Origin of the sequence: Flavobacterium succinicans LMG 10402, assembly GCF_000611675.1 — a bacterium.
GTDB lineage: Bacteria > Bacteroidota > Bacteroidia > Flavobacteriales > Flavobacteriaceae > Flavobacterium > Flavobacterium succinicans.
Window position 1 is genome coordinate 23,321 of the sequence record NZ_JATV01000017.1, and the last position, 23,633, is coordinate 46,953.

At 38.0% G+C, this 23,633-nt stretch carries 18 protein-coding genes; 7 read left to right on the top strand and 11 right to left on the bottom strand.

Translation table 11 applies throughout. From position 1 onward, the window contains the following. Positions 1–88: 88 nt before the first annotated feature. The 3 genes from AO58_RS17655 to AO58_RS0114620 form a co-directional block, all read right to left on the bottom strand. Positions 89–4,909, bottom strand: a complete 4,821-nt coding sequence (locus AO58_RS17655) for an MBG domain-containing protein (protein ID WP_024982411.1) — start codon at positions 4,907–4,909, stop codon at positions 89–91. After that, positions 4,906–6,120 carry a cadherin repeat domain-containing protein gene (locus tag AO58_RS0114615; protein ID WP_024982412.1) on the bottom strand — a complete coding sequence of 405 codons (1,215 nt, stop codon included), beginning with the start codon at positions 6,118–6,120 and terminating at the stop codon, positions 4,906–4,908. Before AO58_RS0114615 ends, AO58_RS17655 begins: the two co-directional genes overlap by 4 nt. Positions 6,121–6,328: 208 nt before the next feature. Then, positions 6,329–6,976: a phage tail protein gene (locus tag AO58_RS0114620; protein WP_024982413.1), complete on the bottom strand. Its 648-nt coding sequence runs from the start codon at positions 6,974–6,976 to the stop codon at positions 6,329–6,331. Between the two features lie 226 nt (positions 6,977–7,202). On the opposite strand from AO58_RS0114620, the gene AO58_RS0114625 reads away from it, so the two are divergent. Continuing rightward, positions 7,203–7,778, top strand: a complete 576-nt coding sequence (locus AO58_RS0114625) for a pseudouridine synthase (RefSeq protein WP_024982414.1) — start codon at positions 7,203–7,205, stop codon at positions 7,776–7,778. A gap of 51 nt (positions 7,779–7,829) precedes the next feature. Continuing rightward, positions 7,830–8,294 carry a tRNA (cytidine(34)-2'-O)-methyltransferase gene (locus AO58_RS0114630; protein ID WP_024982415.1) on the top strand — a complete coding sequence of 155 codons (465 nt, stop codon included), beginning with the start codon at positions 7,830–7,832 and terminating at the stop codon, positions 8,292–8,294. Positions 8,295–9,195: 901 nt separating this feature from the next. Here AO58_RS0114630 and AO58_RS0114635 read toward each other — a convergent pair. The 4 genes from AO58_RS0114635 to AO58_RS0114650 all read right to left on the bottom strand — a co-directional run bounded on the left by AO58_RS0114635 (position 9,196) and on the right by AO58_RS0114650 (position 13,046). Further along, a complete protein-coding gene (locus tag AO58_RS0114635) occupies positions 9,196–9,981 on the bottom strand; it encodes an ABC transporter ATP-binding protein (protein ID WP_024982416.1) in 786 nt (261 codons plus the stop codon). A 184-nt stretch (positions 9,982–10,165) separates the two neighbouring features. Then, a complete protein-coding gene (locus AO58_RS0114640; RefSeq protein ID WP_024982417.1) occupies positions 10,166–10,579 on the bottom strand; it encodes a GxxExxY protein in 414 nt (137 codons plus the stop codon). A 291-nt stretch (positions 10,580–10,870) separates the two neighbouring features. Further along, complete coding sequence (locus tag AO58_RS0114645; RefSeq protein ID WP_024982418.1) at positions 10,871–11,902, bottom strand: FecCD family ABC transporter permease; 1,032 nt, start codon at positions 11,900–11,902, stop codon at positions 10,871–10,873. Between the two features lies 1 nt (position 11,903). Then, complete coding sequence (locus AO58_RS0114650; protein WP_024982419.1) at positions 11,904–13,046, bottom strand: ABC transporter substrate-binding protein; 1,143 nt, start codon at positions 13,044–13,046, stop codon at positions 11,904–11,906. Positions 13,047–13,165: 119 nt separating this feature from the next. Between AO58_RS0114650 and AO58_RS0114655 the strand changes: the two genes are divergently transcribed. From AO58_RS0114655 to cobC, 5 genes are all read left to right on the top strand, one after another. Then, positions 13,166–13,681 (top strand): bifunctional adenosylcobinamide kinase/adenosylcobinamide-phosphate guanylyltransferase, encoded by a 516-nt coding sequence (locus tag AO58_RS0114655; RefSeq protein WP_024982420.1) that lies wholly within the window; start codon positions 13,166–13,168, stop codon positions 13,679–13,681. A 317-nt stretch (positions 13,682–13,998) separates the two neighbouring features. After that, positions 13,999–15,678 (top strand): nicotinate-nucleotide--dimethylbenzimidazole phosphoribosyltransferase, encoded by a 1,680-nt coding sequence (gene cobT, locus AO58_RS0114660; RefSeq protein WP_024982421.1) that lies wholly within the window; start codon positions 13,999–14,001, stop codon positions 15,676–15,678. A 760-nt stretch (positions 15,679–16,438) separates the two neighbouring features. Then, positions 16,439–16,879: an IS200/IS605 family transposase gene (gene tnpA / locus AO58_RS0114670; protein ID WP_024982422.1), complete on the top strand. Its 441-nt coding sequence runs from the start codon at positions 16,439–16,441 to the stop codon at positions 16,877–16,879. Further along, positions 16,876–17,676 (top strand): adenosylcobinamide-GDP ribazoletransferase, encoded by an 801-nt coding sequence (locus AO58_RS0114675; RefSeq protein WP_024982423.1) that lies wholly within the window; start codon positions 16,876–16,878, stop codon positions 17,674–17,676. The genes tnpA and AO58_RS0114675 overlap by 4 nt, the downstream gene beginning before the upstream one ends. Continuing rightward, positions 17,661–18,203 (top strand): alpha-ribazole phosphatase, encoded by a 543-nt coding sequence (gene cobC, locus AO58_RS0114680; protein WP_024982424.1) that lies wholly within the window; start codon positions 17,661–17,663, stop codon positions 18,201–18,203. The genes AO58_RS0114675 and cobC overlap by 16 nt, the downstream gene beginning before the upstream one ends. Before the next feature lie 123 nt (positions 18,204–18,326). On the opposite strand, the gene AO58_RS0114685 is transcribed toward cobC, so the two are convergent. From AO58_RS0114685 to bglX, 4 genes are all read right to left on the bottom strand, one after another. Then, positions 18,327–18,626 carry a type II toxin-antitoxin system RelE/ParE family toxin gene (locus AO58_RS0114685; RefSeq protein WP_051536733.1) on the bottom strand — a complete coding sequence of 100 codons (300 nt, stop codon included), beginning with the start codon at positions 18,624–18,626 and terminating at the stop codon, positions 18,327–18,329. Then, the gene (locus tag AO58_RS0114690) at positions 18,623–18,865 is read right to left on the bottom strand and encodes an addiction module protein (RefSeq protein ID WP_024982426.1); all 243 of its coding nucleotides are present in this window, start codon (positions 18,863–18,865) and stop codon (positions 18,623–18,625) included. The genes AO58_RS0114685 and AO58_RS0114690 overlap by 4 nt, the downstream gene beginning before the upstream one ends. Positions 18,866–19,305: 440 nt before the next feature. Next, entirely contained in the window at positions 19,306–21,075 is a 1,770-nt protein-coding gene (locus tag AO58_RS0114695; RefSeq protein WP_170852017.1) for a family 43 glycosylhydrolase, read from the bottom strand. Positions 21,076–21,308: 233 nt separating this feature from the next. Further along, on the bottom strand, positions 21,309–23,615 hold the full coding sequence (gene bglX / locus AO58_RS0114700; RefSeq protein WP_024982428.1) for a beta-glucosidase BglX: 2,307 nt from the start codon (positions 23,613–23,615) through the stop codon (positions 21,309–21,311). Positions 23,616–23,633 lie beyond the last annotated feature (18 nt).

The window sequence follows — 23,633 nt, forward strand, 5'->3', positions numbered from 1 at the left end:
ACCTGATTGTAATGGCGATTTCATTTTTTTATTAGAATAATCCATCCTCATTCATTACAAATGAGGATGTCCTATTCGGTAAATTATGTTAATTTTTCACTAAAAGGTTTTTAGTAAAATATTTGCCATTTGCTAAGGTCATTTTTACGATATAAATTCCCCCAGCACTTGGAGCTATCATGTCAATAGTGTTTTGACTTGGGTTTGTAATAGTAGTCAACAAGCTTCCTGTCAAATTATAAAGTTCAACACGCGCATTTTGTAATTTGGTTGAGCTAACGTTAGTAATCAATTGGAAATTCGCATTACTTCTAACAGGGTTTGGAACAATTCTTATGTATTCTTCTTCCACTGATGGAGATAAAGTTAATGGACAGGTCGTAATTAATGTTCCGTCTAATTTTGTTGCTACAGCATAATACGTTCCATTCAAGGCACTATTTTCTTTGAAATATTGTGAGGTTTGGCTCGGAACCAAAACCCCATTTTTATACCAGGTATACGATTTAAAACTCTTAGAACTATTGTCAAAGAAGATAATATTTTCAAATTGTTTTCTAATCAAGTTAGGTTGACTGGATACTACTGGTAAAACTACAGTTGGAGCTGCATTGTAATTCATATTACCTGGTTGCGATGCTGTTATAGTTGCATCCCCATAATTTTGGAAAAGTAATGAATTATTTGATACGCTAGCAATAGTAGCATTAGAAGAGGTATAATTTACCGCTAAACCACTATTAGCAACTGCAGTCATAACAAGACTAGTTTCTCCATTACAACCTAATCCCAAAGTCTGATTCCAAGTAATTACCTGATCTGCCTTAGTAATAGTGAAATTAGAGCCGTTATATGTAATGGTATAATTTCCACCGGCACTTAAGGAGCCTTGCGTTATAGCATAAACACCAACGTTCTCTCCAGCAGCTCTTGTTAATGTTCCAGTGAAAGAATCACCACTTACTAAGCTCGGAGAAACCGTATAAGCAAAAACAGGATCTGTTGTTCCATATACTTTGGTTTGTGAAGCAGCTGCTGTTACTGTGATAGGTTTTGCCGTAATAGTAAAATCTTTGCTTACATAAGTAATGGTATAATTAGATCCAGCACTTAAACTTCCTTGTGTGATAGCATAGATTCCAATGTTCTCTCCACTTGTTCTTGTTAAAGTTCCAGTGAAAGAATCGCCACTTACTAAACTTGGCGAGACAGTATACGAGTAAACAGGATTTGCAGTTCCATATTCTTTGGTTTGTGAAGGATCAGCCGTTACTATAATGGGTTTGGCGGTTATAGCAAAATCCTTACTTATATAACTAATGGTATAATTAGAACCTGCACTTAAGTTTCCTTGTGTAATGGCATAGTTTCCAATGTTTTCTCCTGCAACTCTAGTTAAAGCTCCTGTAAAGGCATCACTACCTACCAAGTTTGGTGAAACTGTATAAGTAAAAGCAGGATCTGTTGTTCCATAAACTTTAGTTTGCGATGGAGTTGCCGTTACTGTAATTGGTTTTGCGGTAATAGTAAAGTTAGCATCTGCGTAGCTAATCGTATAATTAGATCCGGCACTCAAACTTCCTTGGTTAATAGTATAAGTTCCTATGTTTTCCCCCGCAACTCTAGTTAAAGCCCCAGTAATGGCATCACTACCTACTAAACTTGGCGAAACAGTATAATCAAAAATAGGATCTGTTGCTCCGTAAACTTTGGTTTGTGATGGAGTTGCTGTTACTGTAATTGGTTTTGCTGTAATAGTAAAGTTAGTGCCAACGAAAGTAATTAAATATTTAGATCCAGCTGAAAGCGAACCTTGATTAATAGCATAATTACCAATATCTTCACCACTAACTCTTGCTAAAGCTCCAGTAAATGAATCTCCAGGAAGCAAACTTGGTGACACTGTATAAGTTAAAACGGGATCACTCTCCCCATATACTTTAGTTTGAGAAGGTGTTGCAGTTACGGTAATTGGGATTTGATTTAATTTCAGTACATAATTATAGGTAGCAATACAATTATTAGCATCAGTAGCGGTAACTGTAAAATTACTATCAGCAATTTGAGTTGAAATACCCGTTATCTGCCCAGCTGATGATAGGGAAAAGCCAGAAGGTAGACTTCCCGCTGTAACAGCATAGGTTTTAGTTCCTGTTCCTCTTGAAGTTACTATAGTTTCACTATATCCAGTATTATAATCATAACCAGACAAAATGGTTGTTGTGAAATCAATTGGCATGGGTTCTGTGATGGTAAAGTTTTGAGTAGCAGTACAAGAATTTGCATCGGTAACAGTTACGGTATATGTTCCAGCTGCAAGTCCAGTGGCTGTAGCAGCCGTTCCACCCGAAGGCGACCAAGAATAAGTATATCCACCAGCACCTCCCGAAGGAGTAACGGAAGCAGAACCATTAGAATCTCCATTACAAGACACATTTGTTTGCGCAGCAGTTGCTGTACTGATAGCAGTTGGTTGTGTAATTGTAAAGTTTCGAGTAACTGTACATGCGTTAGCATCGGTTACCGTTACAGTATAAGTGCCTGCACTTAATCCAGTTGCTGTAGCAGCCGTTCCACCCGAAGGCGACCAAGAATAAGTATATCCACCAGCACCTCCCGAAGGAGTCACTGAAGCAGAACCATTAGATCCTCCATTACAAGACACATTTGTTTGTGCAGCAGTTGCTGTACTGATAGTCGTTGGTTGTGTAATGGTAAAGTTTCGAGTAGCGGTACATGCGTTAGCATCGGTTACCGTTACAGTATAAGTTCCAGCTGCAAGTCCGGTAGCTGTAGCAGCCGTTCCACCTGAAGGCGACCAAGAATAAGTATATCCACCAGCACCTCCTGAAGGAGTCACTGAAGCAGAACCATTAGATCCACCGTTACAAGACACATTTGTTTGCGCAGCAGTTGCTGTACTGATAGTTGTTGGCTGTGTAATTGTAAAGTTTCGAGTAGCTGTACATGCGTTAGCATCTGTTACCGTTACAGTATAAGTTCCAGCACTTAATCCGGTAGCTGTAGCAGCCGTTCCACCTGAAGGCGACCAAGAATAAGTATATCCACCGGCACCTCCTGAAGGAGTAACGGAAGCAGAACCATTAGAACCTCCATTACAAGACACATTTGTTTGCGCCGCAGTTGCTGTACTGATAGCAGCTGTTTGTGTAACTGTAAAATTTTGCGTTGTGTTACAACCATTAGCATCCGTCACAGTACAAGTCCATGTTCCAGCAGTTAAGCCAGTCACAGATGTGGTTCCATCACCTGTTGGGGTTCCTGGTGTCCAGTTGTAAGTATATGGTCCTGTTCCTCCAGTAGCAGCATTTACTGTTGCAGCTCCAGTTGAACCACCATTACAAGCAATGTTTGTTTGAGATGCTGAAGTTAAAACAATATCACATAGATTATTCACAGTAATTGTAAACACTTTTTCGAATGTCAAACTTCCCTGATCCGTTGTACGAATACGAACAGAATAGGATGATTTGGTTTCAAAATCCGGACTTGCATTAATGGTCAGGCTGTTTCCTGTAATAGAGAACGAGGCATTGTCTGTACTACCTGCTCCAGCAACCAAATTATAGGTAAACGTATTTCCTGAATCAGGATCAGTAGAAGAAAGAGCTCCTACAGCCGAATTAGCACTTACATTTTCGTTAATCGAAGTATTTGAAAGGGCAATATCCGTTGGCGCTTCATTCACATTATTAATGGTAATCGTGAACGCTTTTTCGAAAGTCAAACCGCCTTGATCCGTTGTACGAATACGAACCGAATACGAAGATTTAGTTTCAAAATCAGGACTTGCATTGATGGTCAGGCTGTTTCCAGTGATGGTGAATGCTGTATTATCAGTATCACCCGATCCAGCAACTAAAGTATAGGTAAAAGTATTTGACGCATCAGCATCAGTAGAAGACAATGTTCCTACAGCCGAATTAGCACTTACATTTTCATTGATTGAAGTAGCGGAAAGAGCAATATTCGTTGGTGCAGTATTTGATGCGACTACTGGCGATGATACCTGAATAGAGTTTATACTATGATTGGTAGCTGATTGATCATTAAAGTATCCTCCAGCAGTTATATAAAATCTTACCTCGTCTACATTTTGAAAGGCAGATGTTAAGGTTATCGTTTTTGGAGTATAATCTGAATCAAAACCATCAAAAGTGGTAGAAGCTACTTCACTGCCATCCCTATAACCCTTTACTGTATTAGTAAAAGATGAGGCTTCTCCCCAGTTGTAATAAATAAACTGGTTAAGACGAAACTCACTTCCATTAGCTGATTTTATCGCCATTCCTTTTGAACCAGCATTGTTTTCATTGGTTAGACCTGTATAGGAGGTGCTGGAACTTGCCATAAAAGTATTGTTTTGCAAAGATAATGCGGGTAGTAAAGTTCCGTTGCTATTTGAAATATTATATACTTGGATATCAATATCGGATATAGTTTGAGAACCACCTTCTCCATCGCTTGCAATATCATCGCCAGTAATGGCTGCGGAATTACTGGTAAATGTCAATGTTGGAGAGCTATTTAGTAAAATTCCTTCAGCAAGATTATTGATTGTAATGGTAAATTGTTTATCAAAAGTTAATCCGCCTTGATCCGTTGTACGAATACGAACAGAATAGGATGATTTGGTTTCAAAATCCGGGCTTGCGTTAATGGTCAGGCTGTTTCCTGTAATAGAGAACGAGGCATTGTCTGTACTACCTGCTCCAGCAACCAAATTATAGGTAAACGTATTTCCTGAATCAGGATCAGTAGAAGAAAGAGCTCCTAAAGCCGAATTAGCACTTACATTTTCGTTAATCGAAGTATTTGAAAGGGCAATATCCGTTGGCGCTTCATTCACATTATTAATGGTAATCGTGAACGCTTTTTCGAAAGTCAAACCGCCTTGATCCGTTGTACGAATACGAACCGAATACGAAGATTTAGTTTCAAAATCAGGGTATTAGCGGAAAGTGCAACATCTGTTGGCGCTTCATTGACATTATTCACCGTAATTGTAAACACTTTTTCGAAAGTCAATCCGCCTTGATCCGTTGTACGAATACGAACCGAATACGAAGATTTAGTTTCAAAATCAGGACTGGCCGTGATTCTTAAATCAGAATCATTGATGTTGAACGAAGCATTATCGGTATCACCTGTTCCAGCAACCAAAGTATAAGTAAAAGTGTCTCCTGTATTGGCATCCGTAGAAGTCAATGAGCCTATAGTAGAATTTCCAGTCACATTTTCGTTGATAGTAGTAGCTGATAAAGCGACATCCGTTGGGGCAGTGTTAGGAGGAGTAGTAATTGTGAAAATAGGATTTAAACCTGGAAAGTTTGTCCCTCCTGGATCTATATTATAAGGAATTGTTTCATTATAATTCCATTTGTCTAAATTACATATTTTTGCAAGTATAGATTCTTTTGTACCTTCTCTTATCCCAGTATAAACATTGTTGTCGCCGTGATACGTTACAGTTGTCAGTGCTATCGCGTTTGTGCCTAATGTTAGTGATGGTGGTAAGTAGGTAACAGTAGTAAGGCTTAAATCTCCAATTCCTGTTGTTACAAATTTGCCAGCGGTAATATTAATACTGTTTATATTGAATGGAAATCCATTTCCCCAAAGAAAAATAAAATTACTTACGTTAGTTATACTGCTGCCTTGATAAATAAACCAATTTTCTCCACCAGGGTTTCCAGGACTAGCTGTTGGAGATGGATCGGTCCATCCTGTAACGGTGACATTTCCAGGTAAACCGGTTACAGTATTTGCTCCCTTAGTGATTTCAATTTTGAATACAGTTCCAGGAGTTATAGCAGCGGTTGGTTGCCATAAAATACCACCTTCGGCTTTCAAAGCAATACCGCTTGCAGCCGAAACATTTGTTAAGGTGTTTGGAGTACTTTCGTTGTACCAATAGTCACTAATTCTAATTTGAGTATTAGCAACAATCGGAGCAAGTGTAACGATAGTTATTTCGTAATTTGGAGAGGTGTCAAAGTTAACTCCAATAATTGCAATGTCACCAGCTGACAATGTTTGAGCATTTAAGGATGTAAACAAACTTAGAAAACATCCAATTAGAAGTAGTTTTTTTATCATAATTTTTTAATATAAGTAATGGTAAAAATTTGATGTCGTGTTTTAAAGCTATACATTTCTTAACCACAGCTTTCAAAGATTAGCACAGATTAATTCGTGGCGTAGCAAAAACTCTTTTAAATAATTATGACAATATAAAGTTCTTGCTACTTAGTTATTTTCAAATAAAAAAAAATGGACTATTGAATAATAGTCCATTTTTAATTTATTATGGTCTAGAAGGATAAATACCTATGTAGCAAATTATATATTGCATAGCCACAAAAGGCGGTACCGTTGGAAGAGCTTGAACTCCATTTCCCCAAGGAGTCAAAGTTAATCCTGTTGGATCAAAACTCAAGGAGTTGTTTACTGTTGAACTGCATCCTGCTAAAGGGATGGTTGGTTGAGTATTAGTATAGAGACTGGGTTGGCTAGCTCCTCCAAGATCTATTGCTGTTCCCAAAGCATTATTTGGTGCTGCAGATGGAGATACTCCATCTGCAGTACTCGCTTGTAAAACAGTATTTACTGTTACACCACCTGAAAGATTTGTTCCAGCTCCTTTTATAATTGAGTGAGAGTGAGGAGGCATGTTGTTAGCAGTAACTACTACTGATGGTGCACCGCCAATTTCTCCTAATGAGTATGTTTCGCCTGGATGCGAACCAGAAAAATTGGAACATTGTGTTGGAAATGCACCGCGTAAATCAGGAAGTCGAAATGTAGTTTTTCCATCTCCGCCATAAATATTTCCAATTATAGAAAATAAAGCTGTGTTTTGGCTTATTGATAAAATTTGTCCTTCACAAGTATAAAATCCTCGTGGCGCAAAATTTCCTGCAAAAAGTTTAATAGTTCCCATTATTTCGTCCATAATAGTATAATTTTAGGTTTATAATTATTTAAAAATGTAGAAATTGAGGTATTTTTTAATTGTCTTATATAAAGGTAGTTAAAATATGTTAAAAAAAATATTTTTTGTTATGGCATTGATTTTTAATGGTATAAGATGGGGATAAAGAAGCATGAAAAAAGACTTTTTATTGGCTAGTTTTTTTAAAATAAGATAACCAAGTATCTTTGTTGTTCAATACTAGAGTATGCATCATCATTTCCTTCTTCACAAACCCTACGGCTATCTTAGTCAGTTTATCTATGAACTTAAACGAAAAAAACGTTTGTTGGGGGAACTCTATGATTTTCCAGAAGGCACCATGGCAATCGGTCGTTTAGACGAAGATTCAGAGGGATTGCTATTGTTGACAACAGACGGAAAAGTCAGTGAGCAAATTAGAAGCAAAAAAGTGGATAAAGAATATTATGTGCAAGTGGATGGGCTAATCACTCCCGAAGCCATTGAGCAAATAAAAAAAGGTGTTGAAATTGGTTTCAATGGAACCAAATATACAACCAAGCCTTGCGAAGCTTTTATCTTGAATGAAATCCCTAATTTTGGTCCACGCGGCAAGAAAATTAGAGATGAACGTCACGGTCCCACTTCGTGGGCTTCGATTATAGTTAGTGAAGGTAAATTTCGTCAAGTACGCAAAATGACTGCCGCTGTTGGTTTTCCCACCTTGCGATTGGTTCGCGTTCGAATTGGAAGTGTACATTTGAATAATTTACAAGCAGGCGAAGTACGTGAAGTAAAGAGTTTTGAAATAGCTACTTCCTAAATTCCAAAACCCAAATTCCAAAACCCAAATTCCAAAACTCAAAACCCAATTATGTTAAACATTGTACTCGTTGAACCCGAAATCCCTAATAATACTGGTAACATTGGCCGCTTATGTGTTGGCACTGAAAGCCGTCTGCATCTCATTCATCCTTTTGGTTTTGTGATTAATGACAAAAACCTCAAACGTTCTGGACTGGATTATTGGGTGCATTTGGATGTGACCGAATACCAAAATGTAGCCGAATGGATGAAAGTAATACCTGATACTTCAAGAGTTTTTTTAATGAGTTCGCACGCGGAGCATTCCTATTTGAATATCGAATTTCAAGACGAAGATTGGTTGGTTTTTGGTAAAGAAAGTGTGGGTTTGAGTCAAGAAGTATTGGATTTGTTCGCCAAAGAAAATCAATTAAAAATCCCTATGTCGCCTCTGATTCGCAGTTTTAATATTGCCAATTCCGTTGCCTTTGTGGTAGGAGAAGCGAGAAGACAACTTTCAGTGGACAAAAAATAGTCGGCAGTTTGCAGTGGTTAGTGTTCAGTTTTTATGAGCTGTTACAATTTGCGTCCTTAGCGGTTAATTTTTTACCACAAAGGAACAAAAAGTAGGCACGAAGCAACACAAAGTTATTTAGTTTACTTTGCGATTAATTTTTTACCACGGAATACACGGAATACACGGATTTATTAATTGTTAGTGTGCTTTGTCAACTTTGTGATCTTTGTGTTTGATTTTTAGCTACAGGATTCAAAACTAACCTTATATGGTCTAGTTTGCCTTATATGGTTCAAAATAAACAGTCAATTCAAAAAACTGTTCTGACTTATATGTTTTAGTTGACTTTGCGCCCCTTGCGTAATTCCTTTGCGAACTTAGCGGTTAAACTTTTTTGCCACGGATTACAAGGATAAAACGGATTTATAGCAAATTTAATTGTTAGTGTGCTTCGTGTCTTCTTTGTGAATCTTTGTTTTTGAATTTTTTCAGTTATAGATTTCAAATCTAAACTTATATGCCCTTATTTGCCTTATATGGTTCAAAAAAAGCATTCCAATTCATAAAAAACTGTTATGTCTTATATGTTTTAGTTGACTTTGCGCCCCTTGCGTAATCCCTTTGCGCCCTTTGCGGTTAAATTTTTTTACCACAAAGCAACACAAAGTAGGCACGAAGCAACACGAAGTTGTATAATAGCTTTTGCTTTCTTAGCGTTTAAACTTTTGCCCCAAAGATTCAAAACTAACCTTCTATGCCCTTATTTGCCTTATATGGTTCAAAATAAGCATTCCAATTCATAAAAAGCTGTTATGACTTATATGTTTTAATTTTTTGCGTCCCTTGCGTAAATCTTTGCGAACTTAGCGGTTAAATTTTTAGACACAGATTTTAATTATCCTTTTTGGGGTTAGGAGGCTTAACCCGTAATCACAAACTTCCCTTTTTCATTATCAAAAACAATATGCTCATCTTTAAAAAGCGTATTGAAACTTCCTTTAGCAATCAAATTACAAGGTTCATCTTGCACTACGGTTTCTGGCGTCATAATAATCATTTCGTCACTCAATTGAATCGCCATATCGATATCGTGAGTAGAGAAAAGAATACATTTGCCCGTTTCGTGGGTGAGTTTTTTGAGTAATTTCAATAACGAAACTTTGTGTAGCAAATCCAAATGCGTAGTAGGCTCATCCAAAATAATCAAAGGTGTATCCTGAGCTAAGGCTCGTGCAATGAGTACTTTTTGCAATTGCCCATCACTAATTTGATAATGTTTTTTATCGGCCAAATGACTGATTTGAGTAAGTGACAAAGCACGTTCAACTTGAATTTTATCTTCTTCGGTCAAGGAGCCAATCCAATTGGTATAAGGCTGACGTCCTAATGCTACTAATTCATATACGGTTAAATTACTGGAAGGTAATTTTTCGGTCAAAACCAAACTCATTTCTTGTGACAAATCGGAAGCGCTGTAGATTGCTATATTTTTACCGTGCAACAAAACATCACCCGCAAGAGGCGTTTGAATTCCCGTAATGGTTTTCAGTAAGGTCGATTTTCCAATCCCATTCGCACCAATCAAAGCCGTTAGTTTTCCTTTTTTAAGCGCAATGGAAACATCTTTAGCAACAAGAGTGCTTACTTTTTTGTTGTGATAACCAATGCTTATCGACTCGGTTTGAAGGATGATAGATTCTTCCATTTTTTAAATTTTAAATCCGTACAACGAATTTGATGTAACACATTCTGAGATTTTTTACCACATAGAAGCATAGAATTTATAGTTTTTTAAGAAACAAATAGACGTTTTACTCTTCACATAGATGTTCGATAAATACTACTATCTTCTATATTTCTAATTTTAAATCAATGGGTTCAAATATAATTTAGTCTTTTGGTAGTTGGTGAAAAATTTCATTAACAAAGGTCATTTGTCCTTCTTTAAAGATATTAAAACAATTAAAGTTTATCAAAATTCCTTTTGGAACATTTAAAAGCTTCATATAGGTAAGTAGTTGAGCTTTGTGAATGGGTGTGATTTCGGAAACGGATTTTAATTCAATAACAATAGTATTTTCAACAAGTAAATCACACTTAAAATCAATAGCAAGTTTTTTTTCTTTATAAAATACAGGAATGTTTTTTTCTGAAATAAAATTGATGTTTCTTATTTTTAATTCTTCTATTAAACAATGATGATAAATGTTTTCTAACAATCCCTTGCCCATTGTTTTATGTACTTCAATCGCTGCTCCAATTATTTCGAATGTAAGTTCATTGAGTTGTTTCTGTGTAGTCATAAACAAGTAGTATTGAAAAGAGTTTTTTATTTTAACTAGTTGGTCGCAATTATTTTAAACCATATAGAAACATATAATTTCACAGTATTTAAAGTCTTTCGTTTATATTTTATCTTCAAATTGCCATTCTATGTGTGAAATAGTACTATTTCTATTTGTTCTTTACCTGTTTGCTATTAATCTATGACTCTCCTATGTGGTTAAAATTCATATGCAATTTCAATTTTACACAACTAGTTTATTAATTGTAAAACTATGTTTTTTATTGAGTTAAAACAGCACTCATTTCCATTAGCCCATCATTTTTTGTTTTCTAACTAATAACCAAATCACCACAGGAGCTCCTAAGATAGAAGTCACCGCATTAATGGGAAGACTCACTTCGGTGCCGGGGACTTGTGTGAATATATCGCAAACCAACATAATGCCGGCTCCAAAAAGAAGTGTGCTCCAAAACAAAATACGATGATTACTAGTTTGGAAAGTCAATTTGGCGATATGAGGAACGGCCAATCCAACAAAGGCAATCGGACCAGCAAAAGCGGTAATGCTTCCGGCTAGTATACTAGTAGCAAAAATGATAATTAATCGCGCTCTGTTGTAGTTGAGCCCCATACTCTTGGCGTAGTTTTCACCCAAAAGCAAAGCATTGAGCGGTTTGATGCTAAAGGCACTTAGGACTAACCCAATTCCCACGCAACCACTCAAAATCCACAGCGATTCCCATGATAAATTTCCTAAGCTACCCAACGACCAGAAGGTGAATTTCTGCAATTGCTCTGCCGAACTAAAATAGGTGAGTGTCCCTACAATGGCAGAGGTTAAGCTGCCAAACATTAGACCAATAATGAGTATCGCCATAGTGTCTCGTAACCGTTGGGATACAATTAATACCAGTAATAAAACGCTACTGCTTCCAATGGTCGAAGCCAAAACAATACCGTAATTTGAAAGTAACAAGGGAATTAAAAAGGAAGGCATAAAACCAGCACCTAGAATCACAAAAGCCACACCCAAACTCGCACCAGAGCTCAATCCCAATACATAAGGACCAGCCATTGGATTTCTAAACAACGTTTGCATCAACAGTCCGCTCATCGATAAGCCCATACCAACCAATACAGCTGTAATCGCTTTCGGTAATCGATAATTCAAGATAATGTATTCCCAAGTGTCTTTGGAAGCGGTTTGGCCTAATAAACTTTTCAAAACTTCCTTTGCAGGAATAGCGATGGAGCCATAACAAATGTTGACCACAAACAGCGCAAACAATCCTAGACTTAAGATGATAAAAAGAATACTGTGTTTATAGGAAGACCTCAATTTATTGTAATTTTTCAGCAAAGGTAAACGTATAATTCGGAAGTAATTCGGGATGAAAAATTTTGATATAATCTTTCAATACCAAATCGGGTCGACTTGCTGCCAATTCATAATAAACAGTACCACCGGTGGCTCCGTGTTTATTTTCAAAAGTATAGACATTTTTGTTTTTCACAGCGTAAAATTGTTGGTAATGCGGATTGCTATTTTGCAATTCCGCTAAGTTTTTAAAGGAGCCCGTGGCAATCCAATAATCAGCCTTTTGTGCTTTTTCCAAAATCTTTTCAAAGGGCAACGATAAACTTCCAGTTCCTTTGGTAGTGCTCCACAAATAATTAGATTTGGCATCTTTTAAAAACTGTGCCACCCAACTGTCGCCTTTGGCCACAAACCATTGATCTTGGTACATTGAGCCATACAATACCGTTGAATTTGTCTTTTTTTGAGCGATCAAGGCTAGTGTTTCGTTGTAACTTTTTACGATGTCATTAAATAAAACTTCAGCTTCTTTTTCTTTGCCGAACAAAGCGCCGTACAATTTAATCCATTCGGCTTTGCCTAGTGGCGTTTGTTCCATCCAATCGGCTTGAATGAGTACTTTCAAACCGCTTTTTTGCAGATTAGTGATAGCGGTATTGGAATTGTCAATCCCAAAAGCCACAATCAAATTAGGACTTAAATCAATCAATTGTTCGGTGTCTAGTTTTTCATTTTGACCAATGTTTTTCACTTTTCCCGCATCGATTAATTGACGTGTTTTTGGAGACGAAATATAATCGGTATGCGGAAAACCAAGTAATTTTTTTTCCACACCCAACATTTCCAAAAACGGAATATTGGTGGTCGAGGTCACCACTATGCTTTGCAAAGGCACAGCGATTGTCGGGTATTTTTGTAAACTATCCGGAACGATACCGTTTTTTTCTTTCAAAACATAGGTGAAGTTCTGTTTCGCGTCAGGCCAAGCATTGCGAACCGTTACCACTGAAAATCCTTGGTTTTTCTGTATCGAAAGTCCAGAAGCATAACGAATACTATTGATGGCAGCGGTTTCAGAAAGAGGGGTAGTGTTACCTTTTTTCTCGCAAGCACTCAAAGAGAGCAACAAGCTTATTAAGGCAATAAGAACAATTTTAGTCTTCATAATCAAATTTTGATAGCAGCAAATGTAACGCAAAAACTAAAATTTCTTGTTTATTTTTAACATTAAAAAATTCAACAAAGACTATCTTTGCTCTTTAATGAAGCCATAAATTAGCCCAAATGATGTACTTGATTACTGGAGGAGAACGTTCTGGAAAGAGCGGTTTTGCTGAAAAATTAGCCAAAGAAAAGTCGGATAACCCAATGTATGTTGCCACAGCGCGTCAATGGGATGCCGATTTTAAAAACCGCATCGACAGACACCAAAAAGACCGTGACGAACGTTGGGAAAACATCGAAAAAGAAAAGTTTCTGAGCGAGATAAATTTCGAAAACCGTGTGGCTGTCATCGATTGTGTGACCTTGTGGTTGACCAATTTTTTTGTAGACAACAAAAACGACATCGATTTGTGTTTGGCACAAGCCAAGAAAGAAATCGATGCCCTCGCACAGCAACCCAACACCACCATCATCATCGTTTCGAACGAAATCGGGATGGGTTTGCACGCAGATACACACATCGGTCGAAAATTCACCGAGTTGCAAGGTTGGACCAATCAATACATCGCCCAAAAAGCCGATACCGTAGTTTTTATGGTAGCGGGAATCCCAATGGTAATCAAAGGCGAAGTTTAAAATAATCAGTTGTTTGAATTCAATATGATAAAACAAAAAAATAACCACATAGAGGCATAGTCAAAGCTAATTGGACAAAGAACGAATAGAATTACTAGTATTTTACACATAGGATTTCTATGTGAATAGTAAAACGTCTATTGGCTTCTTTTGAAAAACTATAAATTCTATGTTTCTATGTGGTAAAAAAAATACTAAAAGGTTTCAATAACAATATTTTGGGCGTTTCCACAAGGGCCGGGCTGTCCGTTATATCTTTACTGCCGAACCCCGGCAGTAAAGGATGCCACTACCATCCCTAACGCAAAACAAAGACTATGACACTACAAGAAATCATACAATCCCGTCGCGATACCCGCCACTTCACCACCGACGAAGTGCCAGAAGACGTCTTGCAAAAAGCGTTACAAGCTGGACATTACGCACCTTCTGTTGGACTTACCGATGCCACTCGATATTACGTTATACGTTCCTCCGAAGTCAAAAAAGCCATCAAACTTTTGTTTGAAGACTATGATAAAAAAGCTGCTAATGCCACCAATAACGAGCAACAAAAGCAACAATACCAAGCCCTAAAACTCGAAGCCATCGAAGAAGCTCCTGTGGGATTGGTCATTGCTTACGACCGTTCGGTACTGAATAACTTTACCATCGGAACCGTGGGGAGCAACGAAGCGATTAAGTTTAGCGCGGTTTGTGCGGCACAAAACATTTGGTTATCCTTAACTGAACAAGGCTATTCTATGGGATGGGTGTCGATTCTAAACTATCACGAATTCAAATCCATTTTAGGATTACCCGAAAGCATAGAGCCTTTGGGCTATTTTTGCGTTGGCAAACCCGCCTCTAATTATGAACATCAGCCGATGTTGCAACAATTAGGTTGGAAGAAAAAAGAGCCATTTCCGGCTATCACTGCGATTGATTCGGTACAATCAAAAGAAACTATAATTTCCTCCATCGAAGAAAAAGTAACGAAACCCAACGCGATTTTATCTAACCAATTGCAACACAAAATCGATAACAAAACGAAACCAACAGGAGCCTTGGGAGATTTAGAAGCACTCGCTCACCAAATAGGGATGGTGTTTCAAACTACTTCGCCCCAAATTAAACAACCGCATTTGGTGGTTTTTGCTGCCGACCACGGTATTGCCAATCACGGCGTAAGTGCCTATCCACAAGAAGTAACCCGACAAATGGTGACTAATTTTCTGGAAGGTGGAGCAGCAATCAATGTATTTTGTGCCCAAAACCAAATTGAATTGTCGATTGTAGACGCGGGAGTGAATTATGATTTTCCAACGAACACCAAGTTGATTCACAATAAAATTGGCAAAGGCACGCAGTCGTTTTTACACACCGCTGCGATGAGCTCTTTAGAAGTAGCGACTTGTTTTTCGAAAGGCGCTGCTGTTGTGTCACAAATCGCGCAATCGGGTAGTAATTGCATCGGTTTTGGAGAAATGGGGATTGGGAATACAGCGACCGCTTCGGTAGTAATGCATTTTTTGACCCAAATTCCCTTAGCGGATTGCATTGGAAAAGGAACGGGAGTTACAGCTGAAAAGCTACAAAACAAGCATCAAATTTTAGGAACTGCCATTGCGAATTATAAAGGCACTACCGATTTAGACTCGATTTTGGCCTACTTTGGAGGTTTCGAAATTCTGCAAATCGCTGGCGGAATACTCGAAGCTCATCGAAATAAGATGTTGATTTTAGTCGACGGATTCATTACAACAGTAGCCTTTTTGATTGCTTTTAAGAAAAACCCAGCTATTATGGGTAATGCTGTTTTTTGCCACGCTTCGGCTGAAAAAGGACACCAACAACTCTTGGAATATCTAGGAGCAAAAGCATTGTTGCACCTTCAATTGCGCTTGGGGGAAGGAACGGGTTGTGCTTTGGCTTTCCCTTTGGTGCAATCAGCAGTGGCTTTTTTGAACGAGATGGCTAGTTTTGAATCGGCTGGGGTGAATAACAAAAAGGAATAATTGTTTTGGCTAAAGCCATTTGAGGCAAATGCTAATTTTATTCCTCCAGATAAATCTGGAGGCAATTCAAAGAGAGAATAATGAAAATCATTGTTTTAGATAAATTTGGAAGCAAATCAAAAGATGAATTAATCAAAAATTGTGTTTGTTTTATTGCAAAATTTGAATAGGAATGGGCTTTAGCCTGTTTTGTTTTTATTGTAAAATTTGAATAGGAATGGGCTTTAGCCCATTCATTAAAATGATTTTAGCATTGGGCTTTAGCCTAAATTACTATTGTAATTTAGGCTAAAGCCCATTTGAGGCAAATGCTATTTATTCCTCCAGATAAATCTGGAGGCAATTAAAAGAGAGAATTATAAAAAAAACATTGTTTTAGATAAATTTGGAAGCAATTCAAAAAGATGAAATAATAAAAAACAATGTTTTTTTTATTGCAAAATTTGAATAGGAATGGGCTTTAGCCCATTCATTAAAATGATTTCAGCATTTGGCTTTAGCCAAACTATTGTAATTTAGGCTATAGCCCATTTGAAGCAAATGCTAATTTTATTCCTCCAGATAAATCTGTAGGCAATTCAAAGAGAGAATTATAAAAACATTGTTTTAGATAAATCTGTAGGCAATTCAAAAAAATGAAATAATAAAAATAGTGTCTATTTTATTGCAAAATTTGAATAGGAATGTGCTTTAGCCCATTCATTAAAATAAAATCCCTAAATTGGCTTTAGCCCAAGTTTCAACAACTAAAAAAACAAGAATGCCATTTGTAAAAGTCTATCTTCATTGTGTTTGGAGTACAAAAAACAGAATCCCGTATTTAGATTCTATTGAATTACGCCAAAAAGTTTGGAATCATATCAGAGAGAACGCCATTCAAAAAGGAATTTTTATTGATTTTATAAATGGATATTCTGACCATTGTCATTGTTTGATTTCCTTAGGAGTGGACCAAAATATTCAAAAAGTAATTCAGCTTATCAAAGGAGAATCTTCTTTTTGGATTAATAAAAATGAATTGACTAAAGAAAAATTTCAATGGCAGGATGAATATTTTGCGGTTTCCGTGTCAGAATCGGTTCTCGATAAAGTTAGAGATTATATTAAAAATCAAGAGACACATCATAAAAAGAAGACATTTCAAGAAGAGTATGATGAATTTATTTTAAAATATGGATTTAAAATGATTGATAATAAATGAAAAAACAATTCCACATCTTTTTTACCGCTTTGATGTTCTACACTCGAATTCCGTGTCCTAAGAATATCGACCATAATCCGGAATATTTGAACAAAGCGTCTCGTTATTTTCCATTAATTGGTTGGATTGTGGGGGCAATCGCTTTTGGAGTGTATGCCGCGGCTTCTTGGTTGTGGAATGCGGAGATTGGGATGGTGCTTTCGATGATGGCGAGTGTGTTGGTTACAGGCGCTTTTCACGAGGATGGTTTTGCCGATGTCTGCGACGGATTTGGTGGCGGTTGGACCAAAACTAAGATTTTGACCATTATGAAAGACAGCGCTATTGGTGCTTATGGTGCGATTGGTTTGGTATTGCTTTTTTTGTTGAAGTATATGAGTTTGGTTACTTTGTCCAAAAGTGATTCACTATTCACTAATTACGCTTCACTCTTCACTCTTTTCTTGGTTTTCATAACAGGGCATTCTTTGAGTCGATTGGCGGCGATTTCGATTGTGTTTACCCACGAATATTCTCGGGAGGATGCTACGAGTAAAAGCAAACCCATTGCACAGCAATATTCTTGGAAAGAAGTGCTAGGCGCCTTGTTTTTCGGGCTATTACCTCTGTTGTTTTTGATGTCGAGTCACCTGATTATTGGGTTGGTAGTGTTGCCTGTTTTTTTGGCTCGTTATTTTTTGGCTCGTTATTTCCAGAAATGGATTGACGGCTACACGGGCGATTGTTTGGGAGCAACACAACAAGTGTGTGAAGTTATTTTTTACTTAAGCTTACTAGCGATATGGAAATTTATTTAGTGCGCCACACCGAAACGGTTTGTGAAAAAGGCATTTGTTATGGGCAAAGCGATGTGGGCATTCGAGCACCTTATAATGCGATTTTTGATGCCATTTTGGAGCAATTGCCAGAGCAAGGTATTTTGTATACCAGTCCGCTACAACGCTGTTCGATTTTGGCACAGCATATTCATCAAATAAAAGGAATTCCTATAGTTGCCCAAGAACCTCGATTGAAAGAAATGCATTTTGGGGATTGGGAATTGCAGGCTTGGAACGACATCCCGAGAACTGTTCTGGACCCGTGGATGAATGATTTTGTGAATGTTGCGGTGCCCAATGGCGAATCGTTTATTGATTTGGACCAAAGGGTTTGGGAATTTTTGGAGGAGGAATTAGAGAAACCCAATGAAAAACCGCTGATTTTAGTCACGCATTCTGGAGTGATTCGAAGTGTTTTGTGTAGAATAAATAAGATTCGTTTACAGGAGGCATTTGCTACACCCTTAGATTATGGAGTGGTGGTGAAAGTAGATTTTACTGGTTGAGCAGGCTTTGCGTGAGGGCTTGACTATTTAACTGTGTGATGAATTTCATTTGTAGTTAGATGATCGAATACTCTCTACAATTAAAATTGTAGCTATAAAACCAGCCTACATTGTCTTGTTTTTTTATCTATTGGAATAATCCTTAGGTTCTTTGTGCGAATGAATAATTGCTAAGATTACAATTTGTTTTTGGTTATCATCAATCAGATAATGGATGTGATACGGAAATTGTTGGAGTAAAATAGTCCTTACGTTATTGTATTTTATTTGAAATCCAAAAGGAGTCTGTGCGATATGTTGTTTAGCCTCTTTAACTCGTAACAAAAAGTGTTGTGCCAGTTTGGGACTGATTTCTTTATAATATTCAATGGCATTAATGATGTCAGCCTCTACAAGCGGACGGTTCTTGATAGAATAAATCATAGCAGCCGTTTTTCAATAGCCTCTATCATTTTGTCAAAATCCATGACATCTGTGGGGTTTTTGTAATAATCGTCTAGTCGAGCATCGAGTATCTCTTTTTGCCATTGTGGCAATTCATCCTCTACAGCAACCTCAGAGGGTAAGATGATTACCTCTACTCTACGCGCCGTAAATCCTTCGGGTAGAGAAACCTGAATGGCATTATCTTTTACGTCTATAAATTGTCTGATAGCCTCCATACGATTATATTTATTGAATTGTTGTTCTATTTATTTAGAGAGTCCATGCATAAGGTTTCAAAACATTTTTTCTTCTGAAAATAGTGTGAACTAAAGTCGGAATGTTTGTTATCACAGCGGTAGTGCATCAAAAAAAACGCTGTGTGGTACTTCCGTAGACAATCAAAATTAGCAAAAACAAAACTGGCATCCTAAAAAAATCTAGTTTATAACGTCATTACTTCAAGACCTAAAAAATTATTCCTTTAAAAATGTGCTTTCAGTTGAAAAGTATAGATGTAAATTTGCTCCTTTTCAGTTGTTTTTTTTTTTTGATTCTAATGAAAAAACAAGGTTCATTTAGTCATCGAATTTGAAAATCCAAGCATAAATCAAAAGGTCGAAAAAACAAATATTTTTTCGACCTTTCACTTTTAGTCACCTCTTTATTTCAAAATGTATTACTCCACTTTTGCCACAGGAGTTTTGGGTCCGATACCATTATTGTTAAAGGCTTCGATTTGGAAATAATACGCATCGGAGCGGTCTAAGGCATTCAAATAGTATTCGTTTTTGCCGTACACCATGACAGATCCGTATAATTTATCAGGCGATTTTCCGAAGTAAATCACATAACCATCCGCTTGGGGTTCTTGTTCCCATTTGAACCACACGTTGCGGCGTTCGCCTTTTACTTTGGGTCCGGAACGCAGTGGCGCGAAGTTTTTGACCATTGCAGGGGCTTTTCCGTTCCCTTTTCCAAAAGCTCTGAAGCCACTGATGGCAAATTTACCGTCTGGCATGGCTATGTTTTCTATTTTCAAATAGCGGCCTTTGATTGGTTTTTCGAATTCTAGGTACTCGTGCGGCACGTCTTTGGTACTTTTACTTTTATCAGCAATCACTTTCCAGTTTTTTTGATTGTCAGAAACCGAAAGGATGTATTTATGTCCCGAAGTCGTTTCGGGTTTGCCCATTAGCGTGGCGTCTTGATCGGCAAAATTGATTTGCACGGCGTTGATGGTACTTACTTCACCTAAATCCGAAATTATCCATTCGCCTTTGCCACCGGTTTTGGCCGACCAATAGGTTTTGATGTCTTCATTAACCGCATTGTTGGCTTGAAAGCCACCCAAAGTTGAGGAAACACTTACTGGTTTGTTGTAATTCAGCAACATCCAACCCGAAAAACTTTCTTGGCCATGGCTTTTTTGTTGGGCAGGCAAGAAGGTAGGATAGTCGCCATAAGCAGTGTTAGAATACAAAATCCCATCCTTGTCGATACCCGCGGGCCAAATCCCTAATCGACGTTCGAAGTTATTTTTGGTACCCACCACAATGGTCGAAACGTGCCAAAACGCATCGTTCGCGTCTTCAAACGTGGCACCATGTCCAGCGCCACGAGCATAACCACCCGGTTTGTATGAAAACGGGTTGTGCGATTGGTATTCAAACGGGCCTAACGGATTTTTACTAGTGTACACGCCGTCGCCATAACCGCTAAATTCGGTGCCAGGCCCGCCGTATTGCAAGTAATACGTGCCTTTGTGTTTGGTCATAAACGCACCTTCCATAAACGGTTGCATGAAGGTATTGTCGTTGTTTTCGCCAAAGCGTTCCCAGCCGTGTTCGTGTTCGTTGAGAGCGATAAGCGGTATCACTTCGCCTTCGGGTTGAAAGGTTTTACGATTCAATTTCACGCCATACAACGGATAGACATTGCTTGAACCATAATATTCATAGACTTCGTCTTTCTCTTTATCCCAAAAAATTTGTGGATCCCAAGCGCCGGCTTCTGATTTGTGCACCAATTCTTTCCAGTCGTCTTTGGTGGGGTTTTTACTCATCCAAATCGGGAATTCTTTCCCATGCGTAGAACCCACCACGAGTAGCGTATCGTTCACAAACGAAAGCGAAGGCGCACAAAGTTCGTCATACACTTTGTGTTCCGGACGCAAAAATTTACGCGAGACAAACTTCCAGTCTAGCATGTCTTTACTGTGCCAGTAGCCCCACTGATTGGTGGCAAACAAATAATAATTGCCTTTGAAAAAAGTAATCACCGGATCGGCCGTAGCGCGGTGTTTGCCTTGGGTAACAAAGTTAGGAATAGGGCAGTAGCCATAATCAATATTTATGGGGTTGCAATACGTTTTTTGTTGCGCTTGAACCGAACCAAAAAAGAGGGTCAGCAAAAGAGCAACAGCTAATTTTTTTATAGATAAAATCATTGTAGTCAAATTATTTGAAGGGTTAAGACAGTGTTAGTTTTTTAGGAACAAAAACAAAAGGCCTATCAGGAAACATGGGACCCGCTATCCGCTATATCTTTGTTTTTCTTGAAAAAAAAACAAAGGATGCCGCTACTATCGGGGTTAAAGAGTCACAAAGAGCTTTTTTATTATCATCCCAATGCTTGTAAAAAAAACACCCTCCGAAATAAGTATCGAAGGGTGTTTTTAGTTTAGTCTACTAACTCGAAACTTACTTTGTTTTCGGCATTGGAATCGGTGCCTACAAAAACTTCGAAAAGTCCAGGTTCGGCTACAAAATCCAAATCAGAGTTATAGAATTTTAATTTTTCAATTGAAATTTCAAACGTAACGGTTTGTTTTTCTCCTTTTTTCAAACTGATTTTTTTGAAATCTTTCAATTCTCTAACCGGTCTGGTTACGCTTCCTACCATATCTCTGATGTATAACTGAACCACTTCTTTACCATCGTAATTTCCGGTGTTGGTTACATCAACCGAAACTTTCACAGTTTCATTGGCTTTCATTTTAGTAGAAGAAATAGCCAAATTACTATAGTTGAAAGTCGTATAGCTCAATCCGTAACCAAAAGCAAATAAAGGCTCGTTACGCTCGTCAATATAATTTGAACGGAATTTTTCAAATTTACCTTCTTTGTTCATCAATGGGCGACCCGTATTTTTTGCGTTATAATAAATGGGCACTTGCCCGATACTTCTTGGGAAAGTAGCGGTTAATTTTCCAGAAGGATTCACGTCGCCAAACAACACATCAGCGATCGCTAATCCTGCTTCACTACCCGCAAACCAAGCATTCAAAATAGCAGGTACTTTTTCATTTTCATCTACCAAAACCAAAGGTCTTCCGTTGAAAAGCACCAAAACTACTGGTTTTCCTGTTTTTAATAAAGCAGCCAATAAATCCTTTTGTACTTGAGGAATTTCAAGATTCGTACGGCTACTTGATTCTCCGCTGTACTCCGCAGATTCTCCAAGCGCCGCCACAATCACATCTGATTGGTTGGCAATTTTTAATGCTTCGTCTAATAATTCTTTATCGGTACGGTGGTCTCTGTGTAATGTTTTTCCAAACATGGTCGCTTTTTCTTCCAAAGCAGCGTCGTATTCTAAGTTACTTCCTTTAGCGTACAAGATATTGGCGTTTTTTCCTGCCACGGTTTGCATACCTGAAAGTAATGAAATGGATTTTTCAAAGCGTGTAGCCACACTCCAAGTACCCGACATATTTTCTTTAGCATCTGCCAAAGGTCCGATTAAAGCAATCGTACTTGATTTTTTCAAAGGCAATAGTTGTCCTTGGTTTTTTAGCAATACTAAAGATTGCGCTGCTGTAGTTCTGGCTTCATTACGATTTGCTGTAGTGAAAATTTCGTTTTTAGCACGTTTTTCATCGCAATATTTGTAAGGGTCGTGGAATAACCCAAGGTCATATTTGGCTTCCAACATCAATCGAACGGCGTTGTCGATTTGTGCGATGGTTACCTTTTTTTCATCCACAGATTTTTTTAGGGTTTTCAAGAAACCTTCTCCTACCATGTCCATTTCTACTCCTGCATTCAAGGCCAAAGCCGAAACGGTTTGCAAATCGCCCATACCGTGATCGATCATTTCAGGAATTCCTGTAAAATCCGTTACTACAAATCCTTTGAAACCCCATTGTTTTCTCAATACATCGGTCATTAACCATTTGTTCCCGGTAGCTGGAACACCGTCTACTTCGTTAAATGAGGCCATTACTGATCCTACACCTGCGTCGATAGCTGCTTTGTAAGGGGCAAAATATTCGTTGTACATTCTGATTTTACTCATGTCAACTGTGTTGTAATCTCGTCCTGCTTCTGGAGCGCCATACAAGGCAAAGTGTTTTACACAGGCCAAGATCGTATTGTTTTTGGTCAAATCATCGCCTTGATACCCTTTAACCATGGCCTCAGCGATTAGTGAACCCAAATATGGGTCTTCTCCTGAACCTTCAGAAACTCTTCCCCATCTAGCATCTCTCGAAACATCTACCATAGGTGAGAACGTCCAGTTGATACCATCGGCGCTGGCTTCTTGAGCAGCGATTTGTGCACTTCTTTTGATCAATTCCATGTCCCAAGTGCTTGATAATCCTAATGGAATTGGGAAAGTGGATTCATATCCGTGAATCACGTCCATCCCGAATAACAACGGAATTTTAAGACGGCTTTTTTCAACGGCTATTTTTTGAACTTCTCTAATTTTTTTAGCCGATTTGATGTTGAATAAACCACCTACTTTACCCTCTTCAATATTTTTACCCACATTCGTACTACTAGAAGCTCCTGTGGTAATGTCTCCTGAAGTCGGAAGGTTTAGCTGACCAATTTTTTCATCCAACGTCATTTGGGAAATTAAATCGGCTACAAATTCGGCTTTTGGTTTGATTTTGGCAGTGTTTTTTGCTCCCTTTTTTTGGCTGTAGCCAATACAGGAAACACTTAATAGTAGTACTAGTAATCTTGTCGTGTTCATCATCATTGTCTTTTTTTAATT